Genomic DNA, 13,416 nt, shown 5'->3' with positions numbered 1-13,416 from the left:
CCCCGGTCGTTGACGCCGGGTCGCCGGGGGGCGCACGCTTGGGCGAGACCGACGAGGGTGGGGCATTGTGACGGATCTCGCGGCGAGGTGGCGCCTGCACCAGGGACCCGCCGGACGGCGCATGTCGCGATTACGCAGGTTCGGCACCGAGCGGTTCCGGTGGGACGACCTGCTGCGCGCCCCGCTCTCCGGCGCGGACGTGTACGTCCTGTACTTCCCCTCGCGCTTCGACCTGCCCGTCGACGTGAGCGCGACCGAGACGCTGCGCGTCTTCGGGGCGAACACCTCGGTGCGGACGAGCGTGGACTTCTGGGATCCGACCGACCCGAACTTCAGCGAGGCGCTGACGCTGTTCGGGCTGCGGCACCCTCCGGCGCTGGTCCTGGCGACCGGGCTGCGCGAGCGGGACGTCGGCGGCGACGGGCTGTCCGACTCGGTGTACTGCGTCGCCTTCGACGGCGAGGCGGTGCTGTCGGACCGGGCGAGCATGGCCGCCGCCGTCAACATCGCCCACGAGATCCTGGTCCGCTGCGACCGCGGGGAGATCGCGGGCTACGTGCGCGGGCGGAAGGTGTCCGCGTTGCTGAGGGTGATCGGCCGGGGCGCGGGCGTGGTGGTGGACGAGTTCCTGCGGGCTGGCTGCGGGAGATCGGCCGCACCGCGGAGGCGGCCACGTACCTCACCGGCGCCGAGCAGGACCTGAGCGCCTACCCCCGCGCGCGGCCACGAGCCGCAGTGGTCGGCGCTGCTGATGGAGCAGGGCATCAGGCTCCAGGGGCGCAGCGACTACGCGGGCGCCGACGTCCTGCTCGCCGAGGCCGAGGACCTGGCCAGGAGGAGCGGCGCCTCGCGGCTGTTCGTGCCCACGGTCCTGGCCAACCGGGCGGCCGGGTACTCCGCGACCGGACGGCACCGGCCGGCGCTGGACGCGCTCCTGGAGGCCCTGTGCCTGGACGAGGAGATGGACGACGTCCGGTCACAGGCAGGCGACCTCAACATGCTCGGCCTGACGTACCTGGACGTCGGCGACCTGGAGACGGCGCGCCCGTACCTGGAGAAGTCCTACCGGCTGGCGTCCGAGCATGGTCTTACCCGCTTCGCCGCCGAGGCCGCGACCAACCTCGCCATCGTCATGGAGCGCTCGGGCGACTACGAGCAGGCCGCCGAGGTGCTCGGCGAGGTCGGCCAGTTCTGGGCCGAGGCCGGGGACGAGTCCAACGCCGCGTGCGTGCTCACCGACCGCGGCCTGCTCGCCGCGCGCACCGGCGACCTGGACCGCGCGGCGGAGCTGCTGACCCGGGCCCGTGACCTGCACCGGGAGACCGGCCACTGGCTGCACATGGTGCAGGACCAGGTCAACCTGAGCAACCTGGAGTCCACGCGCGGGGACCTCGCGGCGGCGCTCGCCACCGCGAGGTCGGCGCTGGCCACGGCCACCGAGCAGGGGCTGATCCAGCTCATGTGGTACCTGGAGTTCCGTGTCGCGCAGCTCGGCGTGATCCTCGCCCACTCCGCCGCCGAGGCGGGCGGCGTGGGGGAGGCCGAGGCCATGGCCGCCTTCGATGACGCGCTCCAGGGCCTGCGCCGCGCCGCCGACATCATCGAGCTGCTCAGGACCAACATCGGCCGCCCCGAGGAACGCCAGTGGCTGTTCGCCGACAAGGAGGAGGTCTACGAGACCGCGATCCGGCTGTGCCTGGCGTCCGGGCGCGGCGCGGAGGCGTTCCGGTTCTGCGAGCGCGTCCGCGCCCGCGCCTTCCTGGACTCGCTGGGCGCGGAACGCCTGCGGCGGCTGGACGCGACGACCGCGAGCGGCGCCGCCCGGCAGGAGTACGTGGCCCGGCTGTTCGACCCCGCCACCTCCGCCGGGGAGCGGACGGCGCTGCTGTCGGAGCTGCGCGCCATGCGCGCGCGGACGGTGGCGGAGCAGCCCGCGACGGCCTCGATCACCGAGGCGGAGCTGCCGTCGGTGGAGGAGATCTGCGCCGCGATCCCCGAGGACGCCCGGCTCGTGTCGTACTTCGTCATGGGCGGCACGCTGCTGATCTTCACGCTCGGCAGGGACGGCGTCCTGGACGCGGGCCAGATCACCGCGCGCGAGCCGTTCGCCGGCATCGTCGGCCGCCTGCGCGGGGAGATCGACGACCTGGACGCCGGCCTGCCGTCGGGGTCGGTGCTGTTCGAGGCGCTGATCCGCCCGGTCGCGCCGCATCTCGTCGACGACGGCGAGCTGATCGTCGTCCCGCACCAGGCGTTGCACCAGGTGCCGTTCAGCGCGCTGTGGTACCACTCGCGCCGGCACGACAGACGCGTCCACCTGCGCGACGGCATCCGCACGGCGCTGCTGCCGTCCGCCAGTGCCCTCCCCTTCCTGGCCGGGACGCGGGAGCCGGAGCGGTACGGCGTCCCCCTCGTGCTCGGCGATCCGACCGGCGACCTGCCCGGCGCGGCCGAGGAGGCGCGGCGGGTGGCCGAGGTGATCGGCGTTCGGGAGCTGGTCGGCGCGGAGGCGAACCGGGCGGCGCTGCTCGGCCCGGAGCCCTCGCCGCCCGCCGCCTCCGGCCGGGAGCCGCTCGCCCCGCCCACTCCCCTGATCGTCCACGTCGCCGCCCACGGCACGCACGACCCCGACGACCCCCTGCTGTCGGGTCTTCATCTCGCCGACGGCGTCGTCACCGTCGAGGACCTGATCGAACGCGGCCCCGCGCCGCGCCTGCTCGTGCTGAGCGGCTGTTTCACCGGCGCGTCCACCCGCCGCCCCGGCGACGAGCTGACCGGGCTGGCCCACGCCGCCCTGCGCGGCCGCACCCGCGCGGTCGTCGCCACCCTGTGGGAGACCTCCGACGAGCCGAGCGTGCTGTTCTTCGAGCGCTTCTACGAGGCGCTCGGCGAGCGGGCGTCCGTCGGCCGGGCGCTCGAATGGGCGCGCGGCCAGGTGGCCGAGATCTATCCCGACGCGCTCGACTGGGCGCCGTACGTCCTGTTCGGCGACCCGCACGCGGACGTCGCCGACCACATCGGCGTGACGGTCTCGGAGGAGGACATGCTGGCCATGCGCGAACGGGGCGACCGGGGCGAGAGCCTGGCCGAGAGCGGCCGGTTCGCCGAGGCGCTGCGGATCCTCGGCGACGCCCGCGCCGACCAGGCCCGCCTGCTCGGCGGGGACCATCCCGAGACCCTGTTCACCATCGGCCGTCTGGCCTGCGCGCCGGCGATGTCGGGCCGTCTCGACGAGGCGGCCGGGTACTTCGCGCACGCGGCGTCCGCCGCGGCGCGCGTCCTCGGCCCGGAGGACCCGCTGACCGAGTCGCTCCGCGACAACCTCGCCCAGGCCCGCGAGCAGCTCGCGTGATCACGGGCTGACGGCCGATCCTGACTCGTCCCTCTTGCCAGGATTTTACCGTCTATATCAGTATTTGCCCGTGATGGAGCGCACGCCACCCCCCGATCAGGCCGCAGCGGCGGACGGCACGGACACCCCCTCAAGGGGATCCCTGGCCACCACCCAGGCCGAGGAGCAGGCGCCGTCCGCGTCCGGCGACTTAGCCGGCGACCCCGGACGGCCGGCCGGCCGCCGGTGGCCGCCGCGCTTCCTCACCGACGCCGCCGACCTCCGGGCGCTGCTCATCTGGCTGGTGTCCCACATCGGCTTCGTCATCTACACCTACCTGGCGGGCCCGGGCCGCACGACCGACCCGTTCCTCCAGCGGCTGACGCGCTGGGACGCGGAGAACTTCATCGCCATCGCCCAGTACGGCTACGACGGCCCGCCGGACATGACGGACGTCGAGAAGCTGCCCGCGTTCTTCCCCGGCATGGCCCTGCTGATCAAGATCCTGAGCCCGGTCGTCCACGACGGCCGCCTGGCCACCGTCCTGATCTCCCTGGTCGCGAGCGCGGTCGTCGCCGTCGCGCTGTCGCGGCTGGCCGAGTCCTACCGCGAGGGCGCAGGAAAGTTCGCCGTCGCGGCGCTGTTCCTCAGCCCGTTCGCCGCGTTCCTCTACGCGGGGTACTCCGAGTCGCTGTTCCTCGCGCTCGCCATCCCCGCCTGGGCGCTGGCCCGCAAGGGCAGGTGGGAGGACGCCGCGATCTGCGCGACCCTGGCGGTCACCGTGCGGATCTCCGGGCTGTTCCTCGCCTTCGGCATCCTGGTCATGTACCTGGTGGCGGCGAACGGCCGCAAGGCGCCGGGCGGCTGGCGCAAGGCTCCCTGGCTGCTGCTGCCCGGGGTGCCGGCGGTGGCCTACAGCCTCTACCAATGGCTGCGCACCGGCGACTGGCTGGCCTACAACACCGTCCAGGACCGGTACTGGGGACGGCACGCCGTCTGGCCGTGGGACGCGCTGCTCAACACCCTCGGCATGTCCGACGACGTGCCCACGCTCACGGTCTCCTACTACGAGGAGATCGCCGCGGCGGCCCTGCTGCTCCTCATCACCCTCTACCTGGCCGTGCGCCGCCGCTGGCCCGACCTGGCGTACATGACGCCCCAGGCGCTGTCGTTCCTCACGCTGTCGAGCTTCTACATGTCGGTGGGCCGCGCGTCGCTGACCTGGATCCCGCTGTGGATCGCGCTCGGCGTGGTCGGGGTGCGGCGGCCGTGGGTCTGGTACACGGCGATGGGCATCATGGTCCCGGTCATGGCGATCAACGTCGGCAACTTCACGACCGGCGCGTGGATCGGCTGACCGGGACGTACGCCGGGGCCGTTCACGGCCAGGAGGAGTCCTGCTCCGGGTCGCCGCCGTCCGACAGCAGGCGCAGGTCGGAGTCGACCATCATCGCGACGAGCTCCTCGAACGACACCGAGGGCTCCCAGCCGAGCTGCGCGCGCGCCTTCTTCGGGTCCGCGCACAGCAGGTCCACCTCGGCGGGCCGGTGCAGGCCCTGGTCGACGGCGACGTACCGCTCCCAGTCCAGGTCCGCCGCCGCGAACGCCGCGGCGACCAGCTCGCGCACCGAGTGGGTCCTGCCGGTGCCGACCACGTAGTCCTCGGGGGCGGGGGCCTGGAGCATCAGGCGCATGGCCTGGACGTAGTCGCCCGCGTATCCCCAGTCGCGGCGGGCCTCCAGGTTGCCGAGCCGCAGCTCCGAGGCGAGGCCCAGCTTGATCCGCGCGACGCCCAGCGAGACCTTGCGCGTGACGAACTCGGCGCCGCGCCGGGGCGACTCGTGGTTGAAGAGGATGCCGGAGACGGCGAACATGCCGTAGGACTCGCGGTAGTTCTGGGTGAGGAAGTGCCCGTACGCCTTGGCGACGCCGTACGGCGAGCGCGGGTGGAACGGGGTGCGCTCGTTCTGCGGCGTCTCGCGCACCTGGCCGAACATCTCCGAGGACGACGCCTGGTAGAAGCGGATCTGCCCGGATCCGGGGGTACGGGAGGAGGTGATGCCCGAGCAGACCCGGATCGCCTCCAGCATGCGCAGCACGCCCATGCCGGTGACCTCGGCGGTCAGCTCGGCCTGCTCCCAGGACATGGGGACGAACGAGATGGCGCCCAGGTTGTAGACCTCGTCCGGCCGGACGCGCTCGACCGCGGAGATGAGCGAGCCCTGGTCGAGCAGGTCGCCCCGGACCAGCTCGACGTTCTGCAACAGCCTGCGCACCCGCGCGACGCGGGGGTTGGCCTGCCCGCGCACGAGACCCCAGACGTCGTATCCCCGGTCCAGCAGGTGCTCGGCGAGGTAGGAGCCGTCCTGCCCGGTGATGCCGGTGATCAGCGCACGCCTGGCCAACGGGTCCTCCTTCTCCGGGCTATGCGGCTTGGCATGCTTCGCCCGAACTATGAGCTGTAAGACGCGAATGTACCTCGATGGCCCCCGGCAAGCGCCATGGGGCGTTCGTGATCGCCCAGACAATCTGAGTAGAACGCGTTCTACCGAGCGACGCTCGGTCCGGGTAAGTGCCCAGCTCGCGGGGTGCCGGGGTGGTTTGAGGCACAATTCCATATTAAGTGTGGGTCCGTTCCTGGATGGTAGGGTCGCGGATAAGATCGGCTCTCGTGGGCGGCTGCCGGGCACCGCTCTCGGAAGGGGTGTCCGTGCGGGTTCCAGGCGGCGAGGCGTCCGACGGCAGGCTGCGCGTGGCCCTGCTGTCGTACCGGAGCAAACCCACGTGCGGCGGCCAGGGCGTCTACCTGCGCCACCTCAGCCGCGAGCTCGTCGCCCTCGGGCACTACGTCGAGGTGTTCTCCGGACCGCCCTACCCCGAGCTGGACGAGGGCGTCGTCCTCACCCGGGTGCCCAGCCTGGACCTCTACCGCGACGAGGACCCGTTCCGCACCCCGCGGCTCGCCGAGTACCGCGACTGGATCGACGTGCTCGAAGTCGCCACGATGTGGACGGCCGGTTTCCCCGAGCCGCTGACCTTCAGCCTGCGCGCGCTGCGCGAGATGAAGAGGCGCGCCGGCGACTTCGACGTCGTCCAGGACAACCAGACGCTCGGCTACGGCCTGCTCGGCATCCAGAAGCTGTTCCCCGTGGTCGGGACCATCCACCACCCGATCAGCGTCGACCGGCGCATCGAGCTGGAAGCGGCGGCGCCGCTGCGCAAGAAGCTCTCGCTGCGCCGCTGGTACGGCTTCGTCCGCATGCAGTCCCTCGTCGCGCCGCGGCTCAAGCCCATCCTCACCGTCAGCGAGTCCAGCCTCGCCGACATCCACCGCGACTTCAACGTGCCGCAGAGCAGCATGCGGCTCATCCCGCTCGGCGTGGACACGCGCTACTTCCACCCGCGCCCGCACCTGCCCAAACGCCCCGGCTCGATCGTCGCCGTGGCGAGCGCCGACTCCCCGATGAAGGGCGTCGCCACGCTGCTGCGCGCCGTCGCCAAGCTCGCCACCGAGCGCGACGTGAACCTGACCGTGGTCAGCAGGCCGACCCCCGGCGGCCCCACCGAGAAGCTGGTCCAGGAGCTCGCGCTCGGCGAGCGGGTGCGCTTCGTGCACGGCATCTCCGACGACGAGCTCGGCGAGCTGATCGCCACCTCGGAGATCTCGGTCGTGCCGTCGCTGTACGAGGGGTTCTCGCTGCCGGCCGTCGAGCACATGGCCTGCGGCACCCCGCTGGTCGCCAGCCGCACGGGCGCGCTGCCCGAGGTCGTCGGGGACGCCGCCGTCCAGGTGGCGCCGGGCGACGCCGAGGAGCTGGCCGCCGTGCTGCGCCGGCTGCACGACTCCCCCGCCGAGCGCGAACGGGTCGGCAAGGCCGGATACGACCGGGTGATGGAGCGCTTCACCTGGCACGTCGTCGCCAAGCGCACGGTCGAGGCCTACCGCGAGGCGATCGCCGCCCACGCCGGCGGGCGGACCGAACGGTGAGGGCGCCCCGGGCGCCCGAGGGAAAGGGGACCGGCAGGTGCTGACCGTCGACTTCCGCAGGCTGCCCGTGGGACCGGGCCTTCGCGTGCTCGACCTCGGGTGCGGCGGCGGACGCCACGCCTTCGAGGTGCTGCGGCGCGGGGCCGACGTGGTGGCCTTCGACCAGGACGCCGACGAGCTGAAGAGCGTCGCGGCCATGTTCGCGGCCATGGAGACGGCGGGCGAGGCGCCGCCGGAGGCGACCGCCGACACCGTGACCGGCGACGCGCTCGCCATGCCGTTCCCCGACGCCTCCTTCGACCGGGTGATCGCGGCGGAGGTGCTGGAGCACATCCCCGACGACATGGCGGCGATGCGGGAGATCCACCGGGTGCTCAAGCCGGGCGGGGTCGCCGCCGTCACCGTGCCGAGCTTCCTGCCCGAGCGCGTCTGCTGGGCGCTGTCGGAGGCGTACCACACCGCGCCCGGCGGCCACGTGCGCGTCTACACGCTGGCCGAGCTGAAGGCCAAGCTGAAGGCCACCGGCCTGCGCGTCGGCCCGCACCACCACGCCCACGGCCTGCACACGCCGTACTGGTGGCTCAAGTGCGCGGTCGGCGTGGACGACGACGACCACCCGCTGGTCAAGGCCTACCACCGGTTGCTCGTCTGGGACATCATGAAGCGCCCGGCCCTGACCAGGATCGCGGAGTCCGCGCTCAACCCGCTGATCGGCAAGAGCGTGGTCGTCTACGTCCGGAAGCCCGCTTGACCACCGCGCCGGCCGTCCCCGGGATCGTCACGGCTGAGCAGGTCGTCGCGACCGCGCGCAGCATCGCGGCGGTCCAGGACGCCGACGGCGGGGTGCCGTGGCCCGAGGGGCACGTCGACGCGTGGAACCACGTCGAGTGCCTGATGGCCATGACCGTGGCCGGGCTGCGCGCCGAGGCCAGGAAGGGATACGACTGGCTGGCCCGCCACCAGCGTGCGGACGGCTCGTGGCCGGCGAAGATCACGGGCGGCGTGGCCGCGGAGGAGAACGGCGAGAGCAACCACGCGGCCTACCTCGCGGTCGGGGTGTGGCACGACCTGCTGGTGACCGGCGACGAGCGCTTCACCCGCGCCGTGTGGCCGGTCGTGGAGCGGGCGCTGGACTTCGTCGTCGACCTGCAGACCCCGCGCGGCGAGATCGTGTGGGAGCGCGCGGCGTCCGGGGCGCCCGCGGCGTACGCGCTGCTCACCGGCTGCTCCTCGATCTACCAGGGGCTGCGGTGCGGGGTACTGCTCGGCGAGCGGCTCGGCGACCCGCACCCGGACTGGGAGCTCGCCGCCGACCGGCTCGGGCACGTGCTGGCCGCGCACCCGGAGGCGTTCGCCGACAAGAGCCGGTTCTCGATGGACTGGTACTACCCGATCCTCGGCGGCGCGGTGCGCGGGCCGGCGGCGCGGGAGCGGCTGGAGCGGGAGTGGGAGACGTTCGTCGTGCCCGGCCTCGGAGTGCGGTGCGTCTCCGACCAGCCGTGGGTGACGGGCGCGGAGTCCTGCGAGCTGGCCCTGACCCTGGACGCGGCCGGGGACCGGGCGCGGGCGCTCGCCGTCTTCGCGGACATGCAGCACATGCGCCACCGGGACGGGTCGTACTGGACCGGCTGGCAGTTCGTGAACGAGGCGTGGTTCCCCCACGAGCAGTCGGCGTACACGGCCGCCGCGGTGGTGCTGGCGGCCGACGCCCTGTCGGACACGACGCCGGGCGCCGGGCTGTTCCGCCGAGCCGGGCGGTACGCCGTGTCCGTGGTGGACGCGGCGAGCTGTGGCTGCTCGCACGCGTCGAGCCGGACGTGAGGGCTCCCACGAGCCAATATACGTCTTGACTTATATAAGCCCGCGCCTGTAGAAAGTGTTCGTGCATGCGTTCGACGTGCTCGGCGACCCGGTTCGGCGCAGGATCCTCGAGCTGCTCGCCGACGGCGAGAAGACCTCCGGAGCCGTCTGCTCGGTCATCCAGGAGGAGTTCAAGATCTCCCAGCCGGCCGTCTCCCAGCATCTGAAGGTGCTGCGGGACAACGGCTTCGCGACCGTGCGCCCCGACGGCGTCCGCCGGCTGTACGCGGTCAACAGCGAGCCGCTGCGCGACATCGACGCCTGGCTCGACCGGTTCCGGCGCTTCTGGGCCCCGCGGCTCGACGCGCTGGGCACCGAACTCGCCCGCGGCAAACGCGAACGGCGGCTGCGGGACCAGAAAGACGAGACGAAGGAATGACCCATGGATGTCAACGGCCAGATCAACGCCGTCCAGCGCCGGCTCGGCACCCGCACGCTGGAGGCGGGCGAGGGGCGCGTCCTCACCATCGCCCAGACCTACGACGCCACCCCTGAGGACGTCTGGGACGCCCTCACCAACGCCGAGCGCATCCCCCGCTGGTTCATGCCCATCACCGGCGAGCTGCGCGTCGGAGGCCGCTACCAGCTCGAAGGCAACGCCGGGGGCACCGTCGAGCGGTGCGACCCGCCGAAGTTCTTCTCCGCCACCTGGGAGTACGGCGAGGGCATGTCCTGGATCGAGGTCCGGCTGACCCCTGACGGCGACCGGACGCGCTTCGAACTCCAGCACATCGCCCCCGTCACCGACTCCGACGAGTTCTGGGACACCTTCGGGCCCGGCGCCGTGGGCATCGGCTGGGACCTCGGCGTGCTCGGCCTGGCCCAGCACCTGGGCCCGGGCGGGGGCGTCAAGCCCGAGGAGGCCCCCGCCTGGCTCCTCTCCGACGAGGGCAAGAGCTTCGTCACCGAGAGCAGCCTGCGCTGGCGGGACGCCAGCATCGCCTTCGGCACCGACGAGGCCGCCGCCACCGCCGCCGCCGACCGTTCCACGGCCGCCTACACCGCCTCGCCCGAGGAGTCCCCGGAGTCCTGACGGCACGGACCCGCGAGAGGGGGCGTAAGCCGCCCGCCACCATGTGACCCCGCCGCGCGAACGGGCTCGGGTCACGGGGTGAGCAGGGCGTGCGCCCGCGGGTGGGGGAAGGCGGCGGCCTGGGCGTAGACGGCGGTGAACGCGCTCGGGCCCAGGAGGGCGCGGGCCGCCGCCATGGCGCGGGCCACATCCCGGTCGCCGGCCACGGTGGTGCCGCGCAGGGCGACCGCGGCGCCGAGCAGCCGGGCGGCGCGGGCCCCGTCGCCGTCCAGCAGCGCGGCCTCCGCCTCGGCGTCGGCGGCGTCGGCCAGGTCGGAGGCGAGGACGGACGTCCGCCCGCACTCCCGCGCCTCGTGGTACCACGACCGCGCCTCCTCCGGCCGGCCCTCCTCGCGCGCGACGCGGGCGAGCGCGGCCAGGACGCGGGCCCGGATGCCGTCCGTCGCGAAGGAGCCCCTCTCGGCCGCCCGCAGCGCCTCGCCGAGCCGGCGCCGGGCCTCGGGCAGGTCGCCCCGGTGACGTGCCAGCTCGCCGAGGCCCAGCAGGACCACGGCGGGCCCGCCCGCCTGTCCCGCCGTGCGCGCCAGGTCCTCGGCGAGGGCGAGGTCGGCCGCCGCCGCGGCCGGGTCGCCCTCGCGCAGCAGGCAGTCGGCCCGCCGGGCGAGCACGTCCACGCTCTCCTCCAGGGCGCCGAGCCGGTCGAACAGGCCGAGCGCCTCGGACCACAGGACGCGGGCGCGTGCCCCCTCACCCCGGCGGCCGGCGATCAGGGCGAGCCAGTCGAGGGCCTGGGCCGTACCCCAGCGCTCGCCGAGCCCGCGGAACCGGGCCAGGACGTCGGAGAGCACCCGCTCGCCCTCGGCGGGCTCGCCGTTGAGAACGGCGAGCAGCCCCTGGCTCAGCAGGGCCAGGGCCCACGTCCACGCGTCCTGGCCGAACACGCGCTCGGCGTCCTCGGGGTCCATCGTGTCCGAGGGCCCGGCGACCATGCCCCACAGGGCGGCGAGGAAGGGGTGGCGCAGCGGCCGGTCCAGGGTCCGCATGACCTCCACGGCCCGGTTCCAGTGGCCGGGCGAGGCCCGGGGGACGGCGTGGGTCACGCAGGCGACGTACTCCTCCTCCAGGCCGTCCGGAGGCCCGGTGAGCGTGCCGAGCAGGTCGGCGGCGGCCGCTCCCGCCTGGCCGCGCCGCCCGCTCAGCCACCAGTACGCCCCCAGCGCCGCGACCAGCCGCAGCGCGGTCCCGGTGTCCGCGCGGACGCTCCAGCGCAGGGCGGCCATCAGGTTGTCGTGGTCGCGGGACAGGCGGGCCAGCCACTCCAGCTGCTCCGCGCGGCGCAGGTGCGGGTCGGCGCGCTGCGCGAGCCCGAGGAAGTGCCCGGCGTGCCGGGCGCGCAGCGTGTCCTCTTCGCCGGATTCGGCGAGCTTCTCCGCGCAGAACAGCAGGATCGTGTCCAGCATTCGGTAGCGTCCGCCGTCCGCCTCGACGAGCGACTTGTCCACCAGACCGGCCAGCGTCTCGACCGGGTCGTCCCCGCCGCACACCGCCTCGACCGCCTCCAGGGACGCGCCGCCGGCGAACACGGCGAACCGGGCGGCCAGCGTGCGCTCCCGCAGGTCGAGCAGGTCCCAGCTCCACTCCACGACCGCGCGCAGCGTCCGGTGCCGGGCCGCCGCGGTGCGGTCGCCGCGCGACAGCAGCCGGAACCGGCCGTGCTCGGCCAGCCGGGTCGCGACGTCCTCGACGGTGAACGACCGCAGGCGCGCCGCCGCCAGCTCGATGCCGAGCGGCAGCCCGTCGAGCGCCGCGCACACCTCGGTGACCGCCGCCACGTTGCCGTCCGAGACCTCGAAACCGGGCCGCACGGCCGCGGCGCGGTCGGCGAAGAGCCGCACGGCCGGGTAGGCGAGCGCGCCGGACGCGGCGGTCCCCGGCGGCGGGGTGGCCAGCGGGGCGAGCGGGACCAGCGTCTCGCCGGTCAGGCCCAGCGGCTCGCGGCTGGTGGCGACCACGCGGAGCCGCGGGCACTCGGCGAGCAGCCTGCGGGCCAGCGCCGCGGCTGCGCCGACGACGTGCTCGCAGTTGTCGAACACGAGCACCATCTCGCGCTCGCCGAGCGCCGCCGCCAGGCGTTCGGCGGGTTCCGCCCCGGGACGCGGCTGGAGCCCGGACTCGCGCAGTCCCAGCGCGCCCAGCGCCGCCTGCACGGGGTCGTCACCGCCGCCCAGCGGGGCGAGGTCGACGAAGCAGGTCTCCCGCGCGTCGCGGCCGGCCGCCTCGACGGCGAGCCGGGTCTTGCCCGTGCCGCCGGGGCCGACGATCGTCACCAGGCGGGAGCCGCGCAGCGCGGCGAGCCGCTCCAGTTCCCGATCGCGGCCCACGAAGCTGGTGAGCTGGGCCGCGACGCCCGGCCGCCGCGGCGTGACGGGACGTTCGGCGCGCAGGACGTCCAGGTGGATCGCGGCCAGCTCGGGCGAGGGGTCGATGCCCAGCTCGTCGGCGAGCAGGCGCCGCGCCTCGTCGAACGCCTCCAGCGCCTCGGCGCGCCGCCCGGCCGCGTGCAGCGCGCGCATGAGCTGCCCGCGCGGCCGCTCCCGCAGGGGGTGCTCGGCCACCAGCCGCCTGATCTCGGCCACCGAGCCGCCGTGGGGAAGCGCCAGCTCGGCCTCGACGAGGTCCTCCGCGGCGGTGAGCCTCAGCTCGTCCAGGCCCGCGGCCCGCGCGTGGCCGTGCGGCAGGTCGGCCAGGGCGGGGCCCCGCCACAGCGCGAGCGCCTCGCGCAGCGCGCGGGCGGCGTCGGCGTGCCGGGCGGCGGCCAGCAGGTGGCGTCCCTCGCCGGCGAGACGCGCGAAGCGGTGCGCGTCCACGTCGCCGGGCTCGGCCGCGAGCCGGTACCCGGTGCCGTGGAACTCCACCAGCCCGGTGGGGAGGGCGCGGCGCAGCCGGGACACCTGGGCCTGGATCGCGTTGCCGGCCCCGGGCGGCGGGGCGTCGCCGTACTGGCCGTCGATCAGCCGCTCCGTCGTGACGACCCCGCCCGCCTCCAGCGCCAGCATCACGAGCAGGCCCCGGGGGCGCGGCCCCGCGACGGGCACGGCCGCGCCGTCGTCCGCCCGTACCTCCAGAGGCCCGAGGATGCCGAACCACATGGCGACGATTGTCCCTTATCCGCAGGTTCCGCGCTGTCAGCCGGTCGTCGGCGGG

At 74.2% G+C, this 13,416-nt stretch carries 10 protein-coding genes; 8 read left to right on the top strand and 2 right to left on the bottom strand.

Annotation, left to right across the window (positions count from 1 at the left end):
• Positions 1-67 precede the first annotated feature (67 nt).
• The 3 genes from BJ981_RS17200 to BJ981_RS17190 all read left to right on the top strand — a co-directional run bounded on the left by BJ981_RS17200 (position 68) and on the right by BJ981_RS17190 (position 4,688).
• Positions 68-703 (top strand): hypothetical protein, encoded by a 636-nt coding sequence (locus BJ981_RS17200; RefSeq protein WP_184612339.1) that lies wholly within the window; start codon positions 68-70, stop codon positions 701-703.
• A gap of 48 nt (positions 704-751) precedes the next feature.
• A complete protein-coding gene (locus BJ981_RS17195; RefSeq protein WP_184612338.1) occupies positions 752-3,352 on the top strand; it encodes a CHAT domain-containing protein in 2,601 nt (866 codons plus the stop codon).
• 73 nt (positions 3,353-3,425) lie between these two features.
• Entirely contained in the window at positions 3,426-4,688 is a 1,263-nt protein-coding gene (locus BJ981_RS17190) for a mannosyltransferase family protein (RefSeq protein WP_239139228.1), read from the top strand.
• A gap of 22 nt (positions 4,689-4,710) precedes the next feature.
• On the opposite strand, the gene BJ981_RS17185 is transcribed toward BJ981_RS17190, so the two are convergent.
• Positions 4,711-5,736 (bottom strand): GDP-mannose 4,6-dehydratase, encoded by a 1,026-nt coding sequence (locus BJ981_RS17185; RefSeq protein WP_184612336.1) that lies wholly within the window; start codon positions 5,734-5,736, stop codon positions 4,711-4,713.
• Positions 5,737-6,041: 305 nt separating this feature from the next.
• Here BJ981_RS17185 and BJ981_RS17180 point away from each other — a divergent pair, with 305 nt between their 5' ends.
• The 5 genes from BJ981_RS17180 (at position 6,042) to BJ981_RS17160 (ending at position 10,212) form a co-directional block, all read left to right on the top strand.
• Positions 6,042-7,319, top strand: a complete 1,278-nt coding sequence (locus BJ981_RS17180; protein ID WP_239139200.1) for a glycosyltransferase family 4 protein — start codon at positions 6,042-6,044, stop codon at positions 7,317-7,319.
• Positions 7,320-7,356: 37 nt separating this feature from the next.
• Positions 7,357-8,070 (top strand): class I SAM-dependent methyltransferase, encoded by a 714-nt coding sequence (locus tag BJ981_RS17175; protein WP_184612335.1) that lies wholly within the window; start codon positions 7,357-7,359, stop codon positions 8,068-8,070.
• Entirely contained in the window at positions 8,067-9,140 is a 1,074-nt protein-coding gene (locus BJ981_RS17170; protein ID WP_184612334.1) for a prenyltransferase/squalene oxidase repeat-containing protein, read from the top strand. Before BJ981_RS17175 ends, BJ981_RS17170 begins: the two co-directional genes overlap by 4 nt.
• Before the next feature lie 61 nt (positions 9,141-9,201).
• The gene (locus tag BJ981_RS17165) at positions 9,202-9,558 is read left to right on the top strand and encodes an ArsR/SmtB family transcription factor (protein WP_184612333.1); all 357 of its coding nucleotides are present in this window, start codon (positions 9,202-9,204) and stop codon (positions 9,556-9,558) included.
• A 3-nt stretch (positions 9,559-9,561) separates the two neighbouring features.
• A complete protein-coding gene (locus tag BJ981_RS17160; RefSeq protein ID WP_184612332.1) occupies positions 9,562-10,212 on the top strand; it encodes an SRPBCC family protein in 651 nt (216 codons plus the stop codon).
• A gap of 71 nt (positions 10,213-10,283) precedes the next feature.
• Here the strand turns inward: BJ981_RS17160 and BJ981_RS17155 are convergent, their stop codons facing one another.
• Entirely contained in the window at positions 10,284-13,361 is a 3,078-nt protein-coding gene (locus BJ981_RS17155; protein WP_184612331.1) for an AfsR/SARP family transcriptional regulator, read from the bottom strand.
• Positions 13,362-13,416 lie beyond the last annotated feature (55 nt).

It is taken from the genome of Sphaerisporangium krabiense, from assembly GCF_014200435.1.
Taxonomy (GTDB): domain Bacteria; phylum Actinomycetota; class Actinomycetes; order Streptosporangiales; family Streptosporangiaceae; genus Sphaerisporangium; species Sphaerisporangium krabiense.
This window is presented reverse-complemented; position numbering and strand designations above follow the sequence as displayed.

Bases quoted from the DNA above. Each gene is read 5' to 3' on its own strand.
- BJ981_RS17160 (WP_184612332.1), top strand. From the start codon at position 9,562: ATGGATGTCAACGGCCAGATCAACGCCGTCCAGCGCCGGCTCGGCACC.
- BJ981_RS17190 (WP_239139228.1), top strand. From the start codon at position 3,426: ATGGAGCGCACGCCACCCCCCGATCAGGCCGCAGCGGCGGACGGCACG.
- BJ981_RS17195 (WP_184612338.1), top strand. From the start codon at position 752: ATGGAGCAGGGCATCAGGCTCCAGGGGCGCAGCGACTACGCGGGCGCC.
- BJ981_RS17155 (WP_184612331.1), bottom strand. From the start codon at position 13,361: ATGTGGTTCGGCATCCTCGGGCCTCTGGAGGTACGGGCGGACGACGGC.